This window comes from Lysobacter hankyongensis (genome assembly GCF_039543145.1).
In the GTDB taxonomy this organism is placed as follows: domain Bacteria; phylum Pseudomonadota; class Gammaproteobacteria; order Xanthomonadales; family Xanthomonadaceae; genus Lysobacter_I; species Lysobacter_I hankyongensis.
The window spans coordinates 281028-305218 of the sequence record NZ_BAABJE010000002.1; the positions used below are offsets into that span (position 1 = coordinate 281028).

The window sequence follows — 24191 nt, forward strand, 5'->3', positions numbered from 1 at the left end:
TTGCGTTCCCCTCCGCCCCGCCCAATATCGACCCTTCGTCCCCCCACCGACGCCCCCCATGACCCTGCATCCGGTTGAATCCCCCGCGGCCGGCGAGTCCGCCGAGACCGCGTCCCCCGTCGCGCCGCTGGCGCTCTCCGTCGAAGGCCTCGGCAAGCGCGTGCGCCTGCCCACCGGCGAGCTGACCATTCTCGATGGCATCGATTTCGGCATCGCCCGCGGCGAACGGATCGCGGTGGTCGGTGCGTCCGGCTCCGGCAAGAGCACCCTGCTGGCGTTGATGGCCGGGCTGGACACGCCCAGCGACGGCCGGGTGCTGCTCGACGGTGCGCCGCTGTCGACGCTGGACGAGGACGGCCGCGCGAAGGTGCGCGGCGAGAAGGTCGGCTTCGTGTTCCAGAGTTTCCAGCTGCTGCCTTCGTTGACGGCGCTGGAGAACGTGATGCTGCCGCTGGAACTGCGCGGCGACGCCGACGTGGAAGGCCCGGCGCGCGAGATTCTCGACAAGGTCGGTCTGAGCGAGCGTCTCGACCACTATCCGCGCCAGCTGTCCGGCGGCGAACAGCAGCGCGTCGCCCTGGCGCGCGCGTTCGTGACCCGGCCGGCACTGTTGTTCGCGGACGAGCCCACCGGCAATCTCGACACCCGCACCGGGCAGGCGATCATCGAACTGCTGTTCGGCCTGAATGCGGATGCCGGCACCACGCTCGTGCTGGTCACCCACGACGATCATCTGGCCGTGCGCTGCGATCGCGCGCTGCGGCTCGACGGCGGCCGACTGGTGTCGGCATGAAGCTGCTGCCGCTCGCCTGGCGCCAGCTGCGACGCGACCTCGCCGCCGGCGATATCCGCATTCTCGTCGCCGCACTGGTGCTTGCGGTGGTCGCGGTCACGTCGGTCGGCTTCGTCACTGATCGCGCCGGCCGTGCGCTGGCGATCGAGGCCAATCGTCTGCTCGGCGGCGATGCCGTCGTGCGCAGCGACACGCCGATCGCCGGCCGCATCCGCGAAGCGGCGCAAGCGAAGGGATTGAAACGCACCGAGACCATCGAGCTGCCGACGATGATCCGTCTCGGCCAGGGCGACACCGCACAGTTGAAGCTCGGCGAGCTGCGCGCGCTGGGCGAAGGCTTCCCGCTGCGCGGTGCGTTCCGCATCGCCGATGCCGCTGGCGAGCGTACGGTCGAGGGCGTGCCCGCCCCGGGTACGCTGTGGCTCAGTCGCGCGGGCGCCGATGCGCTGGGCGCCAAGCCGGGCGACACGATCGGCATCGGCAGCATCGAGCTGCGCCTGGCCGGACTGGTGCTGCAGGAACCCGACGGCGCCATCGATTATTTCAACGTCGCGCCGAAGGTGTTCATCGCACTCAAGGATCTCCCGGCCACCGGCCTGATCCAGCCCGGCAGCCGCGCCGCCTACAAGCTCGTGATCGCCGGCGATGCGCCTGCGGTCGAAGCGTTCGCCGATGCCTCGCGCGCCGCGCTCGGTCGCGGGCAGCGCCTCGAAACCATCGCCGACGCGCGCCCCGAAATCCGCTCCGCGCTGGATGGCGCGGGCCGTTTCCTCGGGCTCGCCGCGCTGATCTCGGTGGTGCTGGCCGCGGTGGCGGTGGCGATGGCCGCGCGCCGGCACAGCGAGCGCCATCTGTCCGGCGCGGCGGTGATGCGCTGCCTCGGCGCGAGCCAGAAGACGCTGGCCTCGATTCATATCGGGGAACTGCTGATCCTCGGCGTGCTGGCGAGCCTGACCGGCGTCGTCGTCGCGTTCGCGCTGCAATGGGCGGTCGGCGCATGGCTGTCGGCCGAACTGAAGATCGACATTCCGCCGGCCAGCGTGTGGCCGGCGCTGCAGGGCATGGCGGTGGGACTGGTGGTGCTGCTGTCGTTCGGCGCGCCGCCGGTGCTGGCGCTGCGCCGCGTGCCGGCGCTGCGCGTGCTGCGTCGCGATCTCGACGCCACCGAACCCAGCGCCTGGCTGGTCGCGCTCGCGGGTTTCGGCGGGCTGGCCGCGCTGCTGTGGTGGCAGGCGGGCTCGGCGACGCTCGGGTTGACGATGCTCGCGGGCATCGCGCTCACGCTCGCGGCGCTGGCGTTGATCGCGTACGCACTGATCCTGCTCGTGCGCCGGCTGCGTTCGCGCCTGCGCGGCAGTCTGCGCTATGGCCTGGCGAACGTGAGTCGTCGCGCCGGCACCAGCATCGCGCAGGTGTCCGCGCTCGGGCTCGGGCTGATGGCGCTGCTGCTGCTGACCTTCGTGCGCACCGATCTGCTCGACCGCTGGCGGCTCTCGTTGTCGCCGGATGCGCCGAATCGCTTCATCATCAACGTGCAGCCGGAGCAGATGGAAGACGTGCGCGCGTACATCGCGTCGCAGGGCGTGGCCGCGCCGGAGCTGTATCCGATGATCCGCGGCCGCCTGATCGAACGCAACGGCAAGCCGGTGTCCGGGAAGGATTACGCCGAAGAGGGCGAGCGTGCGCGTCGTCTCGCCGAGCGCGAGTTCAACCTGTCGTCGGCCGAAGGTTTCGGCGACGACAACAGGATCGTCGCCGGCAAGCCCTGGTCGGCGCAGGGGACGGCGAAGCCCGAGCTGTCGGTGGAGGAGGACTTCGCCAAATCGCTGGGCTGGAAGATCGGCGACCGCATCGCCTTCGACATCGCCGGGCAGCGTCTCGATGCGACCGTCACCAGTCTGCGCAAGGTCGACTGGCAGAGCTTCAGGCCCAATTTCTTCGTGGTGGTGTCGCCGGGCGCGCTCGACGGTTATCCCGCGAGCTACATCACCGCGGTGAAGGTGCCGCCGGAAGCGACGAAGTTCACCGCCGGCCTGGTGTCGCGCCATCCGAATCTGTCGGTGATCGACGTCGACGCGATCATCACCCAGGTGAAGAGCATCGGCGACCAGGTGGCGATGGTGGTGCAGGTGGTGTTCTGGTTCTCGCTCGCCGCCGGCGTGCTGGTGCTGATGGCCGCGGTCAGCGCGAGCCAGGACGAACGCCTGCGCGAAGGCGGTGTGATGCGCGCGCTGGGCGGCAGCCGTCGTCAGCTGCGCATGGCGCAGGCCTCGGAATTCGCGGCGATCGGACTGCTGTCGGGACTCGTCGCCGCGGTGGCCGCGAGCATTCTCGCCGGCGTCGTTTCGGTGCAGGTCTTCGATCTGCCCTGGGAACCCGATTGGGCGATGGCCGCGACCGGCGCCGCCATCGGCATGCTCGCCGCGCTCCTCGCCGGTCTGTTCGCCACCCGGCGCGTGCTGGACGTGCCGCCGTCGCTGGTGTTGCGGGAGCTGGACGCCTGATCCGCGTGCCTGCCTGCGTCTCGGCACGCAGGCAGGCGTCGCGCGCAGATCAGGGGCTGCGCCAGAGATTCATCGATTCGACCGCGCGATCGATGTCCGCTTCGATGTTGTAGATGTGCGGGCACAGGCGGAAGGTTTCGTCCCCCAGCCGCCCGCCGCCGGAACCGCCGAACCGGTGCGGCCGCCGCGGGTCGTACATCCAGTCGTAGAGCGATTCCCGGGGCGGATGGCTCGGCGCTTCGACGCGCACGATGCCCCAGCTTTTCCAGTCTTCCAGCGGTGTCCTGAGCCGCCAGCCGTTGTCCAGCAGCTTGCCCTTCAGGCGCGTCGCGAGATGGCGCACGCGCCCATACGGATTCCGCGGCATCAGCGCATCCCACACCATCTGGGTCAGGTCGAGCGTGATCAGATTGACGTCGTCGCGCTGGCCCAGCATCTCGAAGCGCAGCGCGTTCGCGGGCATCGCGTCCCAGTGCCCGATCTGGATCCGGTAGTCGTACGCGAAAATGCTCGGCTGGAAATTGGCGACCTTGTCCTTGTGCATGTAGAAGATCGCCGTCTCCTTGGGTCCCAGGAACCATTTGTGCGCGCTGGAGACGAAGCTGTGGCAGTGCGGCCTGCCGAGATTCACCGGCCGCGCGCCCCAGCTCATCGTGCCGTCGATGTGGATGTGGCACTGGTCGTAACCGTTGCCGGCGACATGGTTCCAGATCGATTCGATCGCCGATTCCGGGATCCGCATGCCGTTGCCGTTGCTGGTTTCGCTGAAGGTGACGAAGCGGGTGCGGGCATCGATGTGGTCGGTGAACTTCCGCGCGATCGTTTCCGCCGTGTCTTCGCGGTCGAGATGGACCAGGATCAGCCGGAAGGGGTCGCCCGGCCGGGGCGCATCGTCGTCGTGGCGGATGCCGCGATGCGCATCGCGGCGCAGGCGCCAGGCTTCGAGATTGGTGGGATGGTTCTCGTCCCACACGATTACGGTGTCGAGCTGCGCCGGATCGTCGGTGCGGGTCCAGTGTCGATAGCCGGCGTTGATCGCATTGTTGCCTTCGGAGCTGTTGCGGATCAGCGCCAGGTCCTGCGGATCGGACAATCCCAGCGAGCGCGCCAGACGCGCGCGCATCGCCGCCAGTTGCCGGACGCGCAGGCCATCGGCGGTGCGCACCTGCTGGGCCACGTTGCGGTTGTAGGCGCTGCGCAGGAGATTGGCCGCGTTGATCAGTCCGGTCGGCTCCGGGCAGAGGTTCGCGGCGTTCATCGGCACGATCTTCGGTGTGGCGCCCGCGAAGCCGAAATGCTGCTGGAACAGTTCCCAGAAGCGCTCGCCTTGTATCGTGCTGCGGATCAGGTCGAGCAGCGGCTGGATCTGCCGCAGCATCGCCTGGCGCTCATCGTCGTCGATGAGGTCGGCCTCGACATAACCGTCGAGCAGATCGCGAACATAGGCGGGCGTGATGCGGGCGGCGCGATCCAGTGCGCTGTCGTGATCGAACGGATCGAACATGGTGTGATCCTCCTGTCCATGGCGGATGTCGATGCGGACGTCGATGCCGATCCGGCCCCTGCGCCGGAAACGTCGGCAGGACGCGATGCGTAGCGGATGCGGACGATGGCATCCGGAAAATTGCGGCGATTCCCCGTCGCTTCCGCAGGATGCGACCGGCGGTTTTCGGTGTCAAGGCGGCGCATGCGACCAGGTGGATCGCAGCGCCGCCTTGTCTTCACTCCTCGCCGTAACGCTTCAACGCATCCAGTTCGGCCTGCGCCTTGCGCAGGCTGCCGCCGGCAGCGCCGTCTTCGAGCTTTTTGCCCAGCGCGGCGCGGCTGGGATGCCGCGACCAGCGATGGAAGATCCAGGTGCCGATCAGGCCGAGCACGCCGACGGCGATGCCGATGTTCAGCCAGTTCGCCAGCGGCGACGACGCCTGCGCGACGGCGTAGATGTCGATGCCGGTCGCCGACATCGCGAGGGTCATCATGAAGGGCACCCACATCACCCACCACGGCAGGCCCACGCACATACCGCCGAGCAGATAGGCTCTGCGCAGTCGCGCCAGCCTGCGCTGCAGTTCGAGCACCGGCGCGGCGTGATCGATGCGGGCGATGCCGGCGCAGACGACGCCGGCGGCGATGATGGTCGCGACGCCGTAGGCGTGCACGACGAGGCCGGCGAGCAGCAGATGCAGCGTATCGCGGTGCGAGGCCCATACGTCGACGCCGATCAGCACCATCCAGACGCCGAACAGGATCTGGATGATCTGCCCCCAGAACAGCGGGCGCAGGCGGGAGCGGATCCTGCCGACCTTGCGTTCGTGCAGCGCTTCGAGCTGGATCCTGTTCTGCAGCGTCAGCCGCGCGTCGAGGGTTTTCCAGGCTTGCTTGAGTTCGTCGAGTTCCATGGGAATGTCCATTGCAGGGGGTGCCTCGCAGAGCGGCCTTGTAGGGGGAGGTCAGGAAGGATCGATATCCGCGAGTTGTTCGCGGATGCGTTGTTTGAGCCGGTTGAGCTTGGTGGAGACGTTGCTTTCGGTGATGCCCAGCACGTCGGCGATCTCGCGCTGGGTGCGTTCTTCCAGCCACAGCAGCAACAGCGCGCGGTCCAGCGGCGGCTGGCGATCGATCACCGCGTGCAGCGCGCGGATGCGCTGGTCGCTTTCGTGCCGTGCGGTGCCGTCGTCGACCGAGAGCCCGTCCTGGTGCTCGTCATGCCGGTCGTCCAGCGGCACGTCGCGCGCGCGTCCGCCGGCGGTGCGGACGTGCGAGATCGCCACGTTCAGCGCGATCCGGTACATCCAGGTGGAGAACGGCCGCGCCGGGTCGTAGCCGTGAAACGCGCGCCACAACTGCGCGGCGATCTCCTGCGCGAGATCCTGGCGATCCTCGGCGTGCCGGCAGTAGGTGTTCGCCACCTTGAACACGATGCCGCGATGCGTATCGAGCAGGGCGGCGAAGCGGGCGCGGGGCGCATCCATGGGGGTGTCGGTGGCGATCACGGCGGCGGGTCTTGTCGAGGATGCTCACATGATTCGCGGCGGGGCGGGAAACCTCACACCGGGCGGTTAAAATGCGCCGATGCCTGCCGAATCCGATCTCCGCCATGGCCGCTGACCGCGGCGACGCCGCGCTCGAAGTCCTGTTCCTGCCCTTCGCCACGGGCGCGCTGGCGTGGCCGCGCGCCGGGGACGTGCCGTTCCTGCGCGCGCGCGACGGCTGGCCGCTGCGCGAAGCGGCGCGCCCCGGATTGATCTGCGAACAGAGCTTCAGGCCGGAGGCCGATGCGCTGGCGCGCTCCGGCTGGCGCGTGCGCGATGCCGAAGCGGTTGATGCCGAATCAGGCGATGACGCGGCGTCGCATCCGCTGGTGCTGCTGTTGCCGCCGCGGCAGCGCGATGAAGCGCGCGCGCTGTTCGCCCGCGCGGTCGCGTCCTGCGCGCCCGGTGGCGTCGTGGTTGCCTGCATGCCGAACGACGAAGGCGCGAAATCCGGCGAAGCCGATCTGAAGGCGCTCGCGGGCCTGTCCGGCAGCCTGTCGAAGCACCACTGCCGCGTGTTCTGGGCGACGGTCGACGCGTCGAGTACCGACGCGGCGCGGCTCGCCGAATGGTCGACGCTGGATGCGCCGCGCCCGATCCTCGACGGACGGTTCGTCAGTCGTCCCGGCGTCTTCGCCTGGGATCGCATCGACGCGGCGTCCGCACTGCTCGCCGCGCATCTGCCCGACGATCTGCACGGCCGTGCCGCGGACCTGGGCTGCGGTTACGGCTATCTCTCGGTCGAACTGCTGCGGCGTTGCCCCGGCATCGTGTCGCTGGATCTGTACGAGGCCGAAGCGCGCGCGCTGGCGCTGGCGAAGCGCAATCTCGACGCCTTCGCCGCGCGTCTGCCGCTCGGCTTCCACTGGCACGATGTCGCCACCGGCCTGCCGCAGCGCTACGACGTCATCGTGACCAATCCGCCGTTCCACGCGCAGGGCCGCGCGGAGCGCCCGGATATCGGCCGCGCGTTCATCGCCGCCGCGGCCGATGCGCTGCATCCGGGCGGCCGCCTGTGGCTGGTCGCGAACCGCCATCTGCCCTACGAGCAGGTGCTGGATGCGCGCTTCCGCACCGTGCGCACGGTCGCGCAGGCGAACGGCTTCAAGATCATCGAGGCGGTGAACGCATGAGGCTGAAATCATGAGGATGAGATCATGGTGGTGAAACATGACGATGAAATCGTGATGGTGAAATCGTGAAACTGCTCAGACTCATCGCCAACCTCGGCTACGGCAGCCGCAAGCAGGTGACCGCGCTGTTCCGCGAAGGCCGCATCACCGACGCCGACGGCGAGGTGCTGTACGCCGACGACGAACTCGGCGTGCACGCCACCCACGACGCCGTGCGCGTCGACGGCGAGCCGCTGGACCCGGCGCCGGGCCTGCTGCTGATGCTGCACAAGCCCGCGGGCTATACCTGCTCGACCAAGGACCAGGGACGGTTGATCTACGACCTGCTGCCGCCGCGTTTCCGCCTGCGCGATCCGGTGCTGTCGACGGTGGGCCGGCTTGATCGCGAGACCAGCGGCCTGCTGCTGCTGACCGACGACGGTGCGCTGCTGCACCGGATCATTTCGCCGAAAGCGGAAATCCCCAAGGTCTACGAGGCGACGCTGGCGCGACCGCTGCGCGGCGACGAGGCGGCGCTGTTCGCCAGCGGCACGCTGATGCTCGAATCCGAACAGAAACCGCTGCTGCCAGCGGAACTCGAGACGCTCGATCCGCAGCGCGTGCGGCTGACCCTGCACGAAGGCCGCTATCACCAGGTGCGGCGGATGTTCGCGGCGGTCGGCAATCACGTCGACGCATTGCATCGGCCGCAGGTCGGCGGTCTGTCCCTCGACGCGCTGGCCGAAGGGCAGTGGCGGATCCTCGGTGACGCGGATCGCGCAGCGCTGTTTTCGGGCGCGGCCGAATGAGTCGCATCGATTTCATGCCGCAGGCCGTGCTGTTCGACATGGACGGCCTGATGCTCGACAGCGAACGCGCGATCATCGACTGCTGGCGCGAGGCGGCGCGGGAACTGGCGCTGGAGGTCGACGACCGCCTGTGGTTCGACATGATCGGCATGCACGAAAAGGACTACGTGCCGATGATGCTGCGCACGATGACCGAGCAGCAGGTCCACGCACTGCGCGAAGCGTGTCATGTGCGATACCACCGGCGGATCGATGCGGGCATGCCGCTGCAGCCGCATGTGCTCGATGTGCTCGGCGATCTGCAGGGTCGCGGCGTGCCCCGCGCGGTGGTGACTTCGACGCAGCGCGAACGCGCGCACCTCAAACTGCGGACCAGCCGCATCGCGTCCTTCTTCGAGATCGTGATCACCGGCAGCGACGTGATCGAACCCAAGCCGGCGCCGGAAGGCTATCTCAAGGCCGCGGCCGCGCTCGGCGTCGATCCGGCGCGCTGCGTGGTGTTCGAGGATTCGGCGTTCGGTGTGCGTGCGGCGCTGGCCGCCGGCATGACCCCGATCCAGGTGCCGGACCTCATCGCGCCCGATGCGGACACGCGCGCGCTGGGCCACCGTATCGCGACGGATCTGGCGGAAGCGTATGCGTTGTTGCCACGCGCTGATGCTGCCATGACGGCATAGGGTGCGCCTCGGCGCAGCGCTCGGATCACGCCGCGAACACGGCCGGTGCGCCGAGGCGCACCCTATGAAAGGCGCTTTTCGTCGTCGAGCAGCCGGCGCAGGCCGTCCAGGCCCAGCGTTTCCATTGTCTCCAGATTGCGCTGCACGATCGCATCCGGATCGGGATACGCGGCGACGGCGCGGTCGAGACTGTCCTCGCGCAGCAGATGCAGGGTCGGGTAGGGCGCGCGATTGGTGCCGTTGCCCGGGTCGTCGGGATCGCTGTCGGCGAACTGGTATTGCGGATGGAAACTCGCCACCTGCAGCACGCCGTCGAGTTCGAGCGCCTCGATCAGCGCATCGACGCGATCGAGGAAATCGTTGTAGTCGAGGAAGTCGGTCAGCGCCCGCGGATGCACCAGCAGGGTGGTGTCGATCTCGTCCGCCGGCGTATCGCGCAGGCGCAGCAGCTCTTCGGCGAGTTCTTCCAACAGATCGTCTTCGAGTTCGGCGTCGCTGAGCACGAAGCGCACCTGTCGCTTGACGTACACCGCCTTCGCGAACGGGCAGAGATTCAGCCCGATCACCGCGCGCTCCAGCCAGCGGCGGGTGGCGGCGAGTTCCGCGGGCTCCGATGCCTGGTCGACCGAGTCGTGCATCGCGCTCAATCGCGGAAGTTGTCGAACTGCAGCGGCCGTTCGAACTCCATGCCGCGGAGCAGGGCGATGGCGGCCTGCAGGTCGTCGCGCTTCTTGCCGTTGACGCGGAGCTTGTCGCCGTTGATCTGCGAATCGACCTTGAGCTTGGCGTCCTTCAGCGCGGCCTGGATCTTCTTCGCCAGTTCGCGTTCGATGCCCTGCTTGACGGTGACCTTCTGGCGGCTGCCGGCGAGATTGGTTTCGACATCGCCGAAGTCCAGGCAGCGGGCGTCGATGCTGCGGGCGATCAGGCGCGCGCGCAGGATGTCGGTCATCTGCTTGAGCTGGAATTCGCTGGGCGCCGACTGCGTGACCAGGGTGTCTTCGAGCACGAATTTCGCGTCCACGCCCTTGAAGTCGAAGCGGGTGGACAGTTCGCGGTTGGCCTGGTCGACGGCGTTGGTCAGCTCGTGGATGTCGACTTCGGACACGATATCGAAAGAGGGCATGGCGGCGGCACGTGGGACGGGGCGCACAGGTTAACCGATCGTGTTCGGCGATCGTGTCCGTTGATCGTGCGCGGATCGCGGCGCGGATCGCGTCCCGCCATCCCGCATCGGGAGGGCGGGCAACGCGACCGGTCGCGCCTCAGATCTTCACCAGTTCCACCCGGCGGTTCTTCGCGCGGCCGTCTTCGCTGGCGTTGTCGGCCAGCGGTTTGTCCTGGCCGAAGCCCTTGGACTGCAGGCGCGCCGGATCGATGCCGAGGCCGACCAGTGCGCCGAGCACGCTGCGGGCGCGGGCGGCGGAGAGGGTCTGGTTGTGATCGGGCGCACCGGTGTTGTCGGTGTGGCCCTCGATCGACAGCTTCAGCGCCGGATCGGACTGCAGCAGTTTGTCGATCTCGGCGAGGATCGGCTGCGCGTCGGGACGCAGGGTGGCCTTGTCCACGTCGAAGTTGATGTAGAGCGCGACCCGGCCGTTCTTGTCGATCGCCTGCTTCATCGCCGCGGCGTCGAGGAAGCCGAGCGACTGCTTCATGCCTTCGCGCTCCAGCACGACCACGTAGCCGTGCAGCGGGAACGCGCCGGTGCTGACATCGATCCACCATTCCTTGCCGCCCTGGCGGATCAGATAGATGTCGTGCGGCGCATCGGGGTTCATCGGTGCGGCGTAATTCGTCTTCTCCAGCGCGTCGCGACCGCCGGCGGCGTCCATCACCGCGTAGGTGTACTGGCTCGTGTTGATCTTCTTTCCGCCCAGGGCCTGGATCGCGTTCTCGTAGTTGCGGCGGAATTCGATGTCGGAATACTTGCGCGCGCCGCCGTCGAGATTGAAGCGGTCGTGGAAGATCCGGCCTTCGACCGCCACGGCCTTGTCGCCGGCGATGAAGAAGTGACGATCGAAGTTCACCAGCTTGTCCTTCTCGTCGAAGGTGCTGTCCAGCCCGTCCGGCGACTTGAAGAACGGGAACGGCGGCAGCGACGCGGTGCTGTCCGGCACGCTGGCGGGATCGAATTCGGCGGGTGCGGCCGGGGTGTCGGTCGTCGGGGCCGGTGCGGCCGGGGCGGGTGTCGCCGCAGTTGCCGGTGCAGGTGCGGGCGTGTCCGCGGGGGCGTCGCGCTGGCAGGCGGACAGCCACAGGACGCCCATCAGCAGGCAGGCGAGGGGCAACGTACGGGTAACGACTGGCATCACGGCAGCACTCCGGGTCAGGTCGGGCGGACGGAGTGTAAAACGCCGGAAACGCCCGCGTCGGGTCAGGCGGCAGGTCCGGCGGGACTCGGTGTCCCGCGCGCACGGCTGGCCGGCGCTGGCCGCAACCGGCATCCTAGCCGGATGTCCCCGCATGCCCCCATCGGCCGCCGCTCCTGGCGAGCGGCCCTGCTGATGCTCGCCGCCGTCCTCTTCTTTTCGTTGATGGACGCGGGCCTGAAGACGCTGTCGGCCCACTATCCGCCGTTCCAGGTCGCGGCGTTGCGCGGTGCGTCCTCGCTGCCGTTCGTGCTGGTCTGGGCGCTGGCCACGGTCGGGCCGATGCGGCTGCTGCGGGTGCGCTGGCCGCTGCACCTGATGCGCGGCGTGATGGGCGTGCTGATGATGGCCGCCTTCGTCTACGCCCTGCGCACGCTGCCGTTGTCGACCGCCTACACCATCTTCTTCGTCGCGCCGCTGCTGATCACCGCGTTGTCGGTGCCGGTGCTGGGCGAGAAGGTCGGCCCGCGACGCTGGATCGCGATCGCGATCGGTTTCGTCGGGGTGCTGGTGGTGCTGCGGCCCACGGGCGAGGGCGTGATGACCCTCGCCGGGCTGGCGGTGCTGCTGTCGGCCCTGGGGTATTCGGTGTCGGCGATCACCGTGCGGGTGCTGGCGCGCACCGACAGCACTCAGGCGATGGTGGTCTGGCTGCTGGCCTGCATCGCGCTCGGCGCGGGGGCGCTGGCCCTGCCGGACTGGCGCCCGGTGGCCGCTGCGGATGCCTGGCTGATCGCCGGGGTCGGCGTCGCCGGCGCGCTCGGCCAGTACACCGTGACCGAGGCCTTCCGCCACGGCGAGGCGTCCTCGATCGCGCCGCTCGAATACACCGCGCTGCTCTGGGGCCTGATCCTGGATTTCAGCCTGTGGCACGTCCTCCCCGACGGCGTCACCTGGGTGGGCGCGGCGATCATCGTGCTCAGCGGCCTGTACCTGCTGCACCGCGAGCGCGTGCACATGGAGGCGGAGCGGCCCTGAGCCTGCCGCCGCCGCGGCTGTCCGCCGCGGTGTCCGTCCTGCGTATGGCTTTGGGTGTCGGTCATCGACTTCATCCAACCTCCGGAGCCCCGTCCCATGCAGCGCAAGCACATCCTCGGCCTGGCCATCGCCGTCGCCGCCATCGCTTCCATGACCGCCTATGCCCAGCGCGGTCTGTTCACCCGCGACGACGCCATCCGCGGTGTGTCCGCGGATGTCCAGAACTACTCTGGCCTGCAGCGTACCCGAGGTAAGGTCGCCCGCCTGCCGGCGGCCGCGTCCGCCCCGATCACCGCCAAGCTCGCGCCGCCGATCTATCCGGTCACCGAGGCCGAGGTCTACGACGTCGACAGCTTCGGGCGCAACGTGCGTTGGCTGGGCATCGCCAGCGCCTTCATCAATGTGCAGAGCGGCTGCCCGAAGCCGACCAGCCCCGACGAATACTGTCAGGAGCTCAACCCCGCGGTCGGTGCGTCGACGAGCTTCGCCTTCAACGATGCCGCGCGGATCGTGCTGCCGAAGTACGCCAGCAATTCGATCCTCTGCTACTGGTTCTCGCCGGTGCTGAGCTACACGTGGCAGAACCCGACCGCGTCGCGCGTGATCGGACGCCTCTCCTACAACCCGACGCTCACCATCGAGAATCCGGTGCTGGCCGATCCGTCGCTGATCGATCCGACCACCGGCGCGCCGTTCGGCGGCCAACTGATGACCAGCATGACGTCGAGCGAACGCTTCCAGGAATCGCTCGAACCCGGCGTGACCCTGATGGAGCGCACCCGCGATTCAACCGTCTGCATGGCCGGCTTCATCAGCCACAAGTCGCTGATCCAGAACTACGGCCTGACCCCGTCGCAGGCGGACGACTTCTTCGCCAGCCCGACCACCGTTCGTCTGAACGTGACCGGCAGCGTGCAATACGTCAGCACGGCGTCGTTCGTGTTCGGCCTGCGGGTGATGGGCGACTGATCCGCCACGCCGTCCGGGCGGAGCGCTGTCCGCTCCGCCCGGGGGCCTGCGTTGTGTTCCGGTACGTGTCGTCCGTCCCGCCAACCTCCGGAGCGCATCACCATGCAACGCAAGCATTTCCTCGGCCTCGGCATCGCCGCGGCCCTCGTGTCCGTCGGCGTCTACGCCCAGCAGGGCGGTCTGTCGAAACACGATGTCATCGAAGCCGTTTCTCCCGATCTGCCCACCCGCCAACACGCGCAGCATCCGCTGCAGACGGTCCGCAGCCTGTCGGTCGCCAAGGCCGGCGCCGCGAAGGCCGCGCGTGCGCCCAGCGAAGAGGACGTCTACGACGTCGATTCCTTCAAGCGCAACGTCGTCTGGCTGGGTCTGGCCAGCGCCTTCATCAATCTCAGTGACACCTGCCCGAGCGACCCGACCAATCCGGACGAACTGTGCCAGGTGCTGGCGCCGGCGCCGGCGTTCACGCCCTTCACGTTCGACGATGCCGCGCACATCACGTTGCCGGGCAAGTCCGCGAACTCGCTGCTGTGCTACTGGTTCTCGCCGGTGCTCAACGTCAACTACGTCAACAGCGGCGCCACGCCGACCTACGGCCGCCTGCGCTACACGCCGACGCTGACCATCGAGAATCCGGTGCTGGACGATCCGGCGCTGATCGACCCGACCACCGGCGCACCGTTCGGCGGCCAGTTCATGACCAGCATGACCGCGAGCGAAAGTTTCGTGGTGCCGCTGGACGTGGGCGTGAACTTCACCGAGCGCACCCGCGACTCGGCGGTGTGCATGGCCGGTTTCGTCTCGAAGAAGGCGCTGATCGAAAGCTATGGCCTGACCGAATCGCAGGCCAAGGAGTTCTTCAAACAGCCGACCACGATCCGCCTCAACGTCACCGGCTCTGCCCAGAACGTCGGTTTCGCTTCGATGGTCTTCGGACTGCGCGTGGTGGGCGACGAGCGCTGAGTGCCCGTTCGGACCCGCGCGACCCCGCGAAGCCCGGCCCCGCGCCGGGCTTCGCCTTTGGCGGACGCCGAAGACGGGTGCGACCGCGCGCTGCGCCGCATCGTGACCCCGCAGGCGTCCCGGTGTAGCGTCGACAGGCCCGGATCGACGACCTGCATGGCGTCGGAATCCGGCCATCCGTTCCGTCGAAGGCGTTCGAAATGGTCACCAGCACCGCCACCACCGTCGATGCCTATCTCGCCGCGCTGCCGCCCGAACGCCGCGAGGTGGCGGCGGCGCTGCGCGCGCTGATCCGCCGGCATCTGCCCGAAGGCTATGCCGAAGCCATGACCTGGGGCATGCCGACCTACGAGGTCCCGCTGGACCGCTATCCCGACACCTACAACGGGAAGCCGCTGGCCTACGTCGGCTTCGCCGCGCAGAAGAACAACTACGCGCTGTATCTGATGTGCGTGTATTCGGACAGCGCGCAGGAACGCGCGCTGCGCGAGGCCGCGGCGGCGATGGGCACGACGCTGGACATGGGCAAATCCTGCTTGCGTTTCCGCGCGCTCGACCGTCTGCCGCTCGATGCCATCGGCACGCTGATCGCCAGTCATCCGGTCGACGAGTACATCGCGCTGTACGAAGCGTCGCGCGCGACCAGCGGATCCGCTGGCGCCGCGAAAAACACGGCGGCGAAAACACCGGCGGCGAAGAACGTCGCGAAGAAGACGGCCGCCAGCAAGCCGGCCGCGAAGAAGACGCCTGCCGCGGCGAAGCCGCAGGCCAGGGCGAAGGCCGTGCCCAAGCGCGGATGACGCGCCCGTGCCGAAGGCGCGCGTCGCCGTTCGCCGGCGTATGGCGACGCAGGGCGCCGACGTGTGAATACGTTTTCGCCTGCCGGGCGCGCGCGCATGCGCGCTCGGGGGTGTCGCCGTGGTTGGCGCGGGGCGCATCCCCGGCCACAATAGCCCGATCCTTTCGCCCCCCGGCGCAGGCACGACCACAAGGCCCGCACATGACAGTTCTGAAGGAAGCCCGCGTTCCCGACATCGGCGATTTCACCGACATTCCGGTGATCGAAATCCTGGTGGCCGTCGGCGATGCCGTCGCCCGCGACCAGAGTCTGGTGACGCTGGAATCGGACAAGGCGACCATGGAAGTGCCGGCGCCGTTCGCAGGCATCGTCCGCGAACTGAAGGTCAAGCTCGGCGACAATCTGTCCGAGGGCAGCGTGGTCGCGATCATCGAACCGAGCGATGCCGAACCGGCCGCCGCCGCCGCACCTGCGCCCGCTGCGCCGCCGAAACCCGAGGCGCCCGCGCCGGCCGTGGCTGCACCTGCACCTGTGGCTTCCGCGCCTGCACCGGCCGCCGCACCTGCAACCGCTGCACCGATGGGTGCCGGTCTGCCGCCGGTCCGCTTCGAGGCCGACGCCGTGCTGCCGGACAAGGTGCCCTACGCCAGCCCCGCGGTGCGCCTGTTCGCCCGCGAACTCGGCGTGGACCTGTCGCGCGTGACCGGTACCGCCCGCGCCGGCCGGATCAGCCGCGAAGATGTGCAGAACTTCGTCAAGGCCGCGATGCAGGGCGGCGCCACGGGCGCCGCGCCCGCGCCCGCCGGTGGCGGCGGTGGCCTCAATCTGTTGCCGTGGCCGAAGGTCGACTTCTCGAAGTTCGGCGAGATCGAAGTCCGCGAACTGTCGCGGATCAAGAAGATTTCCGGCGCCAACCTCGCCCGCAACTGGGCGATGATCCCGCACGTCACCCAGCACGACGATGCCGACATCACCGATCTGGAAGCGCTGCGCGTCGCATTGAACAAAGAGAACGAGAAGGCGGGCATCAAGCTCACCATGCTCGCCTTCCTGATGAAGGCATCGGTCTCGGCCTTGAAGAAGTATCCCGACTTCAACGCATCCCTCGACACCGACGGCAATCTCGTCCTCAAGAAGTATTTCCACATCGGTTTCGCCGCAGACACGCCGAACGGCCTGGTCGTGCCGGTGGTGCGCGATGTCGACAAAAAGGGCGTGATCGAGATCGCGCAGGAAACCGGCGAACTGGCGAAGAAGGCGCGCGACGGCAAGCTCGGCCCGGCCGAGATGAGCGGCGGTTGTTTCTCGATCAGTTCGCTCGGCGGCATCGGCGGCACCGGCTTCACGCCGATCGTCAACGCGCCGGAAGTCGCGATCCTCGGCGTCTCGAAATCGGCGATCAAGCCGGTGTGGGACGGCCAGCAGTTCGCGCCGCGCCTGATCCTGCCGCTGTCGCTGTCCTACGATCATCGCGTGATCGACGGCGCCGCCGCCGCGCGCTTCACCGCATATCTCGGCCAGGTCCTGGCCGACATGCGCCGCGTGCTGCTGTGACCGGGGAACGATGATGACGACGACGGTTGAAGTGAAGGTCCCCGACATCGGCGACTTCGAAGGCATCCCGGTGATCGAGATCCTGGTCCAGCCCGGCGACACCGTGGCGAAGGACCAGGGCCTGGTCACGCTCGAATCCGACAAGGCGACGATGGAAGTGCCGTCGTCCGCCGCGGGCGTGGTGAAGGAACTGAAGGTGAAGGTCGGCGACAACGTGTCCGAGGGCAGCGTGATCGCGATCCTCGAGAGCGCCGACAGCACCGCCATTGTAGGGGGGGCTTCAGCCCCGAGCCCTGCCGCACCGCCCCCGACATCCGCACCGACCCCTGCACCTGCAGCGCCCTCTGTCGCGACGCCCGCACCCACGGCCGCCGCATCCAGCGGCCGCAAGGCCGACATCGAATGCCGCATGCTGGTGCTCGGCGCCGGCCCCGGCGGCTACACCGCCGCGTTCCGCAGCGCCGACCTCGGGCTCGACACCGTGCTGGTCGAGCGCTACGCCGCGCTCGGTGGCGTCTGCCTCAACGTCGGCTGCATTCCATCGAAGGCGCTGCTGCACGCCGCCAACGTCATCGACGAAGCCGCGCATGCGAAGGATTACGGCATCGATTTCGGCGCACCGAAGATCTCGCTCGACACCCTGCGCGGCTACAAGGAAAAAGTCGTCGGTCAGCTCACCAAGGGCCTGAGCGGCATGGCGAAGCAGCGCAAGGTGCGGGTGGTGCAGGGCGCCGGCCGGTTCGTGTCCCCGAACGAGATCGAAGTCGCCGGCGACGCCGGCACCCGGCTCGTCCGCTTCGAGCAATGCATCATCGCCGCCGGTTCGCAGCCGGTGAAGCTGCCGGCGTTTCCATGGGTCAATGGGGATGTTGGCGATCCGCGGGTGATGGATTCCACCGACGCGCTCGAACTCAAGGACATTCCGAAGACCTTGCTGGTCGTCGGCGGCGGCATCATCGGCCTCGAAATGGCGACGGTGTATCGCGCGCTCGGCAGCACGGTGACCGTGGTCGAGTTCATGGATCAGATCATGCCCGGCGCCGACACCGATCTGATCAAGCCGCTCGCTGACCGCCTCAAGAAGCAGGGTGTGGCGATCCATCTGAAAACCAAAGTCGTCGAGGCCAAGGCGACGAAGGCCGGCATCGTCTGCGGCTTCGATGGCGCCAGCATTCCGGCCAACGACACCTACGACCGCGTGCTGGTCGCCGTGGGCCGCGCGCCGAACGGAAAGAAGATCGACGCCGACAAGGCTGGCGTCGCCGTGACCGAGCGCGGCTTCATCGAGGTCGACCGGCAGATGCGCACCAACGTGCCGCACATCTTCGCCATCGGCGACATCATCGGCCAGCCGATGCTCGCGCACAAAGCCACCCACGAGGGCAAGCTCGCGGCGGAAGTCGCGGCCGGCGAAAAGAAGGAATGGGTCGCGCGGGTGATCCCGTCGGTGGCCTACACCGACCCGGAAATCGCCTGGGTCGGCGTCACCGAGACCGAGGCGAAGGCCAAGGGCCTGAAGATCGGCGTCGGCAAATTCCCGTGGGCCGCTTCGGGCCGCGCCATCGGCATCGGCCGCACCGAAGGCTTCACGAAACTCGTTTTCGACGAGGCCAGCCATCGCATCATCGGCGCCGGCATCGTCGGCGTGCATGCCGGCGACCTGATCGCCGAAGTCGCGTTGGCGATCGAGATGGGCTGCGAGGTCGCCGACATCGGCCACACGATCCATCCGCATCCCACGCTCAGCGAGTCGGTGGGCATGGCGGCGGAAGTCTTCGACGGCACGATCACCGATCTCTACATCCCGAAGAAGAAATGATCGAGATCTTCGGTAGAAGGGCTGGTCAGGCCGCTCTACCGGCATTGCCATGAAAACCCTCGGCCTCATCGGCGGCATGAGCTGGGAATCGACGATTCCCTACTACCGCATCGTCAACGAACGCATGCGCGCGCGCCTCGGCGGCCTGCATTCGGCGAAGCTGGTGCTGCACAGCGTCGACTTCGCGGAGATCGAAGCGATGCAGCATCGCGGCGAATGGGAGATGGCGGGCGCCGTGCTCGCGGAGGCGGCGCGCGGGCTCCAGGCCGCCGGCGCCGAGGCCATCGTGATCTGCACCAACACCATGCACCTCGTCGCGCCGCAGGTGCAGGCGGCGGTCGATCTGCCGCTGCTGCACATCGCCGACGCCACCGCCGCACGCATCCGCGCGGCTGGGCTGACGCGGGTCGCGCTGCTCGGCACCCGCTTCACGATGGAGCAGGCGTTCTATCGCGATCGCATCGCGGCGGCCGGGATCGAAGTGCTCACGCCCGATGCGGCGCAACGCGACCGCGTGCATCGGGTCATCTACGACGAACTGTGCCTGGGCCGGATCCTCGACGCTTCGCGCGACGACTACAGGGCGATCATCGCCGACCTCGTCGGCCGCGGCGCCCAGGGCGTGATTCTCGGCTGCACCGAGATCGGCCTGCTGGTCGGCGCGGGCGACGCCAGCGTGCCGCTGTTCGATACCGCCCGCATCCACGCCGAGGCCGCGGCGGACTGGGCGCTGGCCGGCTGAGGCGGCGGGCGACGCCCGCAAAGACGAAGCCCCGGCTTGGGACCGGGGCTCCGGAGCCTGCGCGTCGCCGAGGGACGACGGGAAATCGCAGGTCGCCAGCGAAGGACAGGTGCCGCGGCAGGAAGTTCCCGCAAGCCGCAGGACCGTTCAGACCTGCAGCGGTGGCGGGACGGCGGGTCGTCGGGCCTCGATCCGTTTCCATACTTTCTCGTGGAAGTGGAAAACGACGGTATTGCAGGCGGGTTCGACCAGGGCCAGCGCCCCGCCGACCCACGGGTTACCGGTCATCGCGTAGCCCACACCGAAGGCCACGCCCACGTGCAGGCCGGCGAAACTGAGGGTCTTGGCCACGTCGGGTTTCCGAGAGCAGGGGAGACCAGCCTCGGGCCAGTCGGGGCAATGGTCAAATCGATTGTTACGGAAATAACGATTGATCAAGACTATCGATCAGGCTCCCGGTTTCAGACCTTCGTCGGTTGCCCCGGAAAACGGCCGGCTGCTATACTTTTGCGGCTTCGCGGAGTGGTTTTCGATGTGCGTCAGGCATCGAACCGGTCCGCCGCTTCTGCCAACTCCCCGGGTGCCGCGTGCTGAATTCTGTCGCTGCGGGCCGTCGGCTGGCGCGACGCACGGTGCTGTTCCAGGCCGTGGCCACGTTGCTCGCCGCCGTGGTCTGCCTGTCGTTCGGACGTCCGGCCGCGCTCGGCGCGCTGGTCGGAGGCGCCGCGATGACCCTCGGCAGCGCCCTGGCCGCCTGGGGGGCGTTCTCGGGCGGGGTGGTCGGCGCCGAAATGGCGTTCGGCCGGCTGCTGGTGGGGCTGGCGGCGAAGTGGATCGTGGTGGCCGCGGGGCTCTTCTTCGCGATCGCCGTCTGGAAATTGCCGGCCCTGCCGGCGCTCGCCGGCGCGGCCGTGGCCGCGGCGGGGTTGTTGTTCTCCGCGAGAGGCGGGTTGCGCCGAGACTGAGCGCGACCGGATCGTGCGGACGCTTGACCAGATAGTTTGACCGGATCGTCGACCGGGCCGTTAGGCCGGTCTGTTTCGAATCGATCGCCGCGAACACCGTCGCGGCGCAACCGTGGACCTGAGGGCGACAGCGTGAGTGCTGAACAAAGCAGTGGCGGACTGACCGAATACATCGTCCATCACCTGACCCACAACACGACCCAGGTGGCGGGGCAGACCTTCCATCTCGACTCGTGGGTCATCTCGCTGACGCTCGGTCTGCTGGCCTGCTTCCTGCTGTGGAGCCAGGCGCGCAAGGCGACGTCCGGCGTGCCCTCCAAGGGCCAGGCCTTCGTCGAGCTGGTGGTGGAATTCGTCGATGGCCAGGTCAAGGACGCCTTCCACGGCGATCGCCGTTTCATCGCGCCGCTGGCGCTGACCATCTTCGTCTGGGTCGTGTTCATGAACACGATGGACCTGGTGCCGCTGGATCTGCCGATGGCGCTGGTCACGTGGGTCGCCGGCGCGGAGACCGCGCACCACACCTATCTGCGCGTGGTCCCGACCGCCGACATCAACACCACGTTCGGCATGTCGATCACGGTCTTCCTGCTGATCATCTTCTACTCGATCAAGGCCAAGGGCGGCTGGGGCTTCACCAAGGAGCTCTTCACCGCGCCCTTCCATGGTCACGGCATCATGGCCGTCGTCCTGGCCCCGTTCAATCTCTTCCTGAATCTCGTCGAATACCTGTCCAAGCCGGTCAGCCTGGGCATGCGACTGTTCGGCAACATGTACGCGGGCGAGCTGCTGTTCATGCTCATCGCCGGCCTGTTCGCGTCGTGGGTCACCTTCGTGCCGGGCGTGTTCGTGCATGCCGGCTGGGCGATCTTCCACATCCTGATCATCCTGCTGCAGGCCTTCATCTTCATGGTGCTCACCGTCGTCTATCTGGCGATGGCGCACGAGCACCACTGAGTTTCCGCTTCAACCATCCCCGCTTCACACAGCCATTTCCATCCATCCATCTCGTTCAATCCGGAGTTCATCATGGAATTCATCGCCAACGTCCAAGGCCTCACCGCCGTCGCCATCGGCCTGATCGTCGGTCTCGGCGCCCTCGGCGCTGCGCTCGGCATCGGCATCATGGGTTCGAAGTTTCTCGAATCCGCCGCCCGTCAGCCGGAACTGGTTCCGATGCTGTCCGGTCGCATGTTCCTGCTGGCCGGCCTGATCGACGCCGCGTTCCTGATCGGCGTCGGCGTGGCGATGATGTTCGCCTTCGCGAACCCGCTGCTCGCCGCTCTCCAGCAGTAATCGGTACCGGCGCGGACCGTCCATACGGTCCGCGTCTCCGTTCGCGCATGCCGTGGCCCGAGGCCGCGGCGTGCGCCGATTCGCAGGACACGCATCCGCAGGGTACGTCATGAATCCGAATATCACCTTGCTGGGCCAGATGATCTCGTTCGCGATCCTCATCTGGTTCACCGTCAAGTTCATCTGGCCGCCGTTGATGAAGGCGATCGAGGAGCGTCAGCAGAAGATCGCTGAAGGCCTCGCCGCGGCCGACAACGCGCAGAAGAACCTCGCCCAGGCCGAAGAGAAGGTCAACGAGGAACTGAAGCTCGCGCGCACCAAGGCCAACGAGATCATCGAACAGGCCCACCAGCGTGCCAACCAGATCGTCGACCAGGCCAAGAACGACGCCGTCGCCGAAGCCGGTCGGCAGAAGGCGCTGGCCGAGGCCGAGATCGCCGCCGCCGCCAACCGCGCCAAGGAAGACCTGCGCAAGCAGGTGTCCGCCCTGGCCGTGTCGGGCGCCGAAAAGCTGCTCAAGCGCGAAATCGACGCCAACGCCCACAAGGCGCTGATCGACGAACTCGCCGCGCAGCTCTGACGGCACGACGGAGACTCCGATGAGCCAGGCTCTCACTCTCGCCCGCCCCTACGCCCGCGCCGCATTCGCGATCGCGCGCGAGGCCGGCGCCGCTGCGCAATGGTCCGGCGCGTTCGGCTTCGCCGCGCGCGTCGCCGCCGATCCGCGCGTGCAGTCGCTGCTCGGCCATCCCCAGCTCGGCCGCGGCGACGCGGTCATGCTGCTCTCGCCTGAAGGCGCTTCCGACGCGTTCGGCAATTTCCTCTCGGTGCTGGCGGAGAACCGCCGTCTCGCGCTGCTGCCGGAAATCGCCGGGCTGTTCGAGGAACTGCGTGCCGAGGCCGAGCGCATCGTCAAGGCCAGGGTCACGTCGGCGACGACGCTGCCCGCGACCGAACTCGACAGCATCAAGGCCGCGCTGAAGCGTCGCTTCGGCCGCGACGTCGAGATCGAGACCGCGGTCGACGAGAGTCTGATCGGCGGCGCGGTGATCGATGCCGGCGACGTGGTCATCGACGGCTCGCTGAAAAGCAAGCTCGCCCGCCTGCAGTCGGCCCTCGCCCACTGACGTGCCCGTCCAATAACACGCATTCAATTCATCGTCGGCGCTCGCGTCGGCACAAGGGAACCACCATGGCCAGCACCCAGCTCAACCCGTCCGAAATCAGCGAACTGATCAAGACCCGCATCGAAAAGGTCAAGCTCGCCGCCGAAGCGCGCAACGAAGGCACCGTGACCTCGGTGTCCGACGGCATCGTGCGCATCCACGGTCTCGCCGACGTGATGCAGGGCGAAATGATCGAGCTGCCGGGCGGCACCACCGCGCTGGCGCTCAACCTCGAGCGCGACTCGGTCGGCGCCGTGGTCCTCGGCGACTACGAGCACCTGCGCGAAGGCGACACCGCCAAGACCACCGGCCGTATCCTCGAAGTGCCGACCGGTCCGGAAATGCTCGGCCGCGTCGTGAACGCGCTGGGCGAAGCGATCGACGGCAAGGGCCCGATCGAAGCCAAGGTCAGCGCGCCGGTCGAAACCATCGCCCCGGGCGTGATCTGGCGCAAGTCGGTGTCGCAGCCGGTGCAGACCGGCTACAAGTCGGTCGACTCGATGATCCCGATCGGCCGCGGCCAGCGCGAGCTGATCATCGGCGACCGCCAGACCGGCAAGACCGCACTGGCGATCGACGCGATCATCAATCAGAAGAATTCCGGCATCAAGTGCATCTACGTGGCGATCGGTCAGAAGAACTCGACCATCGCCAACATCGTGCGCAAGCTCGAAGCCAACGGCGCGATGGCCTACACCACCGTGGTCGCCGCCTCGGCCTCCGAATCCGCCGCGATGCAGTACATCGCCGCCTACTCGGGCTGCACCATGGGCGAGTACTTCCGCGACCGCGGCGAAGACGCGCTGATCATCTACGACGATCTGTCGAAGCAGGCCGTGGCCTATCGCCAGATCTCGCTGCTGCTGCGTCGCCCGCCGGGCCGCGAAGCGTATCCGGGCGACGTGTTCTACCTGCACAGCCGCCTGCTCGAGCGCGCCGCGCGCGTGTCCGAGGACTACGTCGAGAAGTTCACCAACGGTGCGGTGAAGGGCAAGACCGGTTCGCTGACCGCGCTGCCGATCATCGAAACCCAGGCCGGCGACGTGTCGGCGTTCGTGCCGACGAACGTCATTTCCATCACCGACGGCCAGATCTTCCTCGAAACCGATCTGTTCAACGCCGGCATACGCCCGGCCGTGAACGCCGGCATCTCGGTGTCGCGCGTCGGTGGCGCCGCCCAGACCAAGATCATGAAGAAGCTGTCGGGCGGCATCCGCATCGCGCTCGCCCAGTACCGTGAGCTGGCCGCGTTCGCGCAGTTCGCCTCGGACCTCGATGAAGCCACCCGCAAGCAGCTGGAGCGCGGTCAGCGCGTGACCGAGCTGATGAAGCAGAAGCAGTACGCCCCGATGTCGGTCGCCGAGCAGTCGCTGTCGATCTACGCCGTGGACAAGGGCTACATGGACGAGGTGCCGGTCGCCAAGATCGGCGCGTTCGAAGACGCCCTGCATGCACACTTCTTCAACACCAAGGGCGACGTGCTGGCGAAGATCAACGAAACCGGCGACTGGAACGACGACCTCGAAGCGGCGTTCAAGGCCGGCATCGAAGAGTTCGTGAAGACCGGTTCCTGGTGATGTCGTAGGGCGGGCCCTGGCCCGCCTCCGGACGTGTCGTAATCGGTAACGGCGGGCTTGAGCC

The 24191-nt window shown here is 67.8% G+C and carries 25 protein-coding genes; 18 read left to right on the top strand and 7 right to left on the bottom strand.

Annotated features, from left to right (window positions below):
• The first annotated feature begins 58 nt into the window (after window positions 1-58).
• Both ABD974_RS05065 and ABD974_RS05070 read left to right on the top strand, forming a co-directional pair.
• Window positions 59-793 carry an ABC transporter ATP-binding protein gene (locus ABD974_RS05065; protein WP_345302207.1) on the top strand — a complete coding sequence of 245 codons (735 nt, stop codon included), beginning with the start codon at window positions 59-61 and terminating at the stop codon, window positions 791-793.
• The gene (locus ABD974_RS05070; RefSeq protein WP_345302208.1) at window positions 790-3297 is read left to right on the top strand and encodes an ABC transporter permease; all 2508 of its coding nucleotides are present in this window, start codon (window positions 790-792) and stop codon (window positions 3295-3297) included. Before ABD974_RS05065 ends, ABD974_RS05070 begins: the two co-directional genes overlap by 4 nt.
• A gap of 49 nt (window positions 3298-3346) precedes the next feature.
• Here ABD974_RS05070 and ABD974_RS05075 read toward each other — a convergent pair whose 3' ends face one another.
• The 3 genes from ABD974_RS05075 to ABD974_RS05085 all read right to left on the bottom strand — a co-directional run bounded on the left by ABD974_RS05075 (window position 3347) and on the right by ABD974_RS05085 (window position 6269).
• Entirely contained in the window at window positions 3347-4801 is a 1455-nt protein-coding gene (locus ABD974_RS05075; RefSeq protein WP_345302209.1) for an aminotransferase class V-fold PLP-dependent enzyme, read from the bottom strand.
• 217 nt (window positions 4802-5018) lie between these two features.
• Window positions 5019-5696: a hypothetical protein gene (locus ABD974_RS05080; protein WP_345302210.1), complete on the bottom strand. Its 678-nt coding sequence runs from the start codon at window positions 5694-5696 to the stop codon at window positions 5019-5021.
• 51 nt (window positions 5697-5747) lie between these two features.
• Window positions 5748-6269: an RNA polymerase sigma factor gene (locus ABD974_RS05085; RefSeq protein WP_345302211.1), complete on the bottom strand. Its 522-nt coding sequence runs from the start codon at window positions 6267-6269 to the stop codon at window positions 5748-5750.
• Window positions 6270-6394: 125 nt separating this feature from the next.
• On the opposite strand from ABD974_RS05085, the gene ABD974_RS05090 reads away from it, so the two are divergent.
• From ABD974_RS05090 to ABD974_RS05100, 3 genes are all read left to right on the top strand, one after another.
• Window positions 6395-7462 (top strand): class I SAM-dependent methyltransferase, encoded by a 1068-nt coding sequence (locus tag ABD974_RS05090; RefSeq protein WP_345302212.1) that lies wholly within the window; start codon window positions 6395-6397, stop codon window positions 7460-7462.
• A 65-nt stretch (window positions 7463-7527) separates the two neighbouring features.
• Window positions 7528-8250 (top strand): pseudouridine synthase, encoded by a 723-nt coding sequence (locus ABD974_RS05095; RefSeq protein WP_345302213.1) that lies wholly within the window; start codon window positions 7528-7530, stop codon window positions 8248-8250.
• On the top strand, window positions 8247-8927 hold the full coding sequence (locus tag ABD974_RS05100) for an HAD family hydrolase (RefSeq protein WP_345302214.1): 681 nt from the start codon (window positions 8247-8249) through the stop codon (window positions 8925-8927). The genes ABD974_RS05095 and ABD974_RS05100 overlap by 4 nt, the downstream gene beginning before the upstream one ends.
• Window positions 8928-8989: 62 nt before the next feature.
• Here ABD974_RS05100 and ABD974_RS05105 read toward each other — a convergent pair whose 3' ends face one another.
• From ABD974_RS05105 to ABD974_RS05115, 3 genes are all read right to left on the bottom strand, one after another.
• On the bottom strand, window positions 8990-9565 hold the full coding sequence (locus ABD974_RS05105) for a DUF1415 domain-containing protein (protein ID WP_345302215.1): 576 nt from the start codon (window positions 9563-9565) through the stop codon (window positions 8990-8992).
• 5 nt (window positions 9566-9570) lie between these two features.
• Window positions 9571-10053 carry a YajQ family cyclic di-GMP-binding protein gene (locus ABD974_RS05110; protein ID WP_345302216.1) on the bottom strand — a complete coding sequence of 161 codons (483 nt, stop codon included), beginning with the start codon at window positions 10051-10053 and terminating at the stop codon, window positions 9571-9573.
• A gap of 139 nt (window positions 10054-10192) precedes the next feature.
• A complete protein-coding gene (locus tag ABD974_RS05115) occupies window positions 10193-11239 on the bottom strand; it encodes an OmpA family protein (protein WP_345302380.1) in 1047 nt (348 codons plus the stop codon).
• A gap of 144 nt (window positions 11240-11383) precedes the next feature.
• On the opposite strand from ABD974_RS05115, the gene ABD974_RS05120 reads away from it, so the two are divergent.
• From ABD974_RS05120 to ABD974_RS05150, 7 genes are all read left to right on the top strand, one after another.
• On the top strand, window positions 11384-12277 hold the full coding sequence (locus ABD974_RS05120; RefSeq protein ID WP_345302217.1) for a DMT family transporter: 894 nt from the start codon (window positions 11384-11386) through the stop codon (window positions 12275-12277).
• Window positions 12278-12373: 96 nt separating this feature from the next.
• The gene (locus ABD974_RS05125) at window positions 12374-13246 is read left to right on the top strand and encodes a hypothetical protein (protein WP_345302218.1); all 873 of its coding nucleotides are present in this window, start codon (window positions 12374-12376) and stop codon (window positions 13244-13246) included.
• A 102-nt stretch (window positions 13247-13348) separates the two neighbouring features.
• Window positions 13349-14209 (top strand): hypothetical protein, encoded by an 861-nt coding sequence (locus tag ABD974_RS05130; protein ID WP_345302219.1) that lies wholly within the window; start codon window positions 13349-13351, stop codon window positions 14207-14209.
• A gap of 200 nt (window positions 14210-14409) precedes the next feature.
• Window positions 14410-15009, top strand: coding sequence for an iron chaperone (locus ABD974_RS05135; protein ID WP_345302220.1), 600 nt, complete (start codon window positions 14410-14412; stop codon window positions 15007-15009).
• Complete coding sequence (gene aceF, locus ABD974_RS05140) at window positions 15006-16562, top strand: dihydrolipoyllysine-residue acetyltransferase (RefSeq protein ID WP_345302221.1); 1557 nt, start codon at window positions 15006-15008, stop codon at window positions 16560-16562. The genes ABD974_RS05135 and aceF overlap by 4 nt, the downstream gene beginning before the upstream one ends.
• A gap of 13 nt (window positions 16563-16575) precedes the next feature.
• Window positions 16576-18381 (top strand): dihydrolipoyl dehydrogenase, encoded by a 1806-nt coding sequence (gene lpdA, locus ABD974_RS05145; protein WP_345302222.1) that lies wholly within the window; start codon window positions 16576-16578, stop codon window positions 18379-18381.
• Window positions 18382-18430: 49 nt separating this feature from the next.
• Window positions 18431-19123 carry an aspartate/glutamate racemase family protein gene (locus ABD974_RS05150; protein ID WP_345302223.1) on the top strand — a complete coding sequence of 231 codons (693 nt, stop codon included), beginning with the start codon at window positions 18431-18433 and terminating at the stop codon, window positions 19121-19123.
• 147 nt (window positions 19124-19270) lie between these two features.
• Here ABD974_RS05150 and ABD974_RS05155 read toward each other — a convergent pair whose 3' ends face one another.
• Window positions 19271-19474 carry a DUF2061 domain-containing protein gene (locus ABD974_RS05155; RefSeq protein ID WP_345302224.1) on the bottom strand — a complete coding sequence of 68 codons (204 nt, stop codon included), beginning with the start codon at window positions 19472-19474 and terminating at the stop codon, window positions 19271-19273.
• Between the two features lie 236 nt (window positions 19475-19710).
• On the opposite strand from ABD974_RS05155, the gene ABD974_RS05160 reads away from it, so the two are divergent.
• From ABD974_RS05160 to atpA, 6 genes are all read left to right on the top strand, one after another.
• On the top strand, window positions 19711-20088 hold the full coding sequence (locus ABD974_RS05160) for a hypothetical protein (RefSeq protein WP_345302225.1): 378 nt from the start codon (window positions 19711-19713) through the stop codon (window positions 20086-20088).
• 132 nt (window positions 20089-20220) lie between these two features.
• Window positions 20221-21045 (top strand): F0F1 ATP synthase subunit A, encoded by an 825-nt coding sequence (atpB, locus tag ABD974_RS05165; protein ID WP_345302226.1) that lies wholly within the window; start codon window positions 20221-20223, stop codon window positions 21043-21045.
• A gap of 72 nt (window positions 21046-21117) precedes the next feature.
• Window positions 21118-21384, top strand: coding sequence for a F0F1 ATP synthase subunit C (atpE, locus tag ABD974_RS05170; RefSeq protein WP_425562629.1), 267 nt, complete (start codon window positions 21118-21120; stop codon window positions 21382-21384).
• Window positions 21385-21493: 109 nt separating this feature from the next.
• Window positions 21494-21964, top strand: coding sequence for a F0F1 ATP synthase subunit B (locus ABD974_RS05175; protein ID WP_345302227.1), 471 nt, complete (start codon window positions 21494-21496; stop codon window positions 21962-21964).
• 19 nt (window positions 21965-21983) lie between these two features.
• Window positions 21984-22511 carry a F0F1 ATP synthase subunit delta gene (locus ABD974_RS05180; RefSeq protein WP_345302228.1) on the top strand — a complete coding sequence of 176 codons (528 nt, stop codon included), beginning with the start codon at window positions 21984-21986 and terminating at the stop codon, window positions 22509-22511.
• Window positions 22512-22576: 65 nt separating this feature from the next.
• Window positions 22577-24127: a F0F1 ATP synthase subunit alpha gene (gene atpA, locus ABD974_RS05185; protein ID WP_345302229.1), complete on the top strand. Its 1551-nt coding sequence runs from the start codon at window positions 22577-22579 to the stop codon at window positions 24125-24127.
• The last annotated feature ends 64 nt before the right edge of the window (window positions 24128-24191 follow it).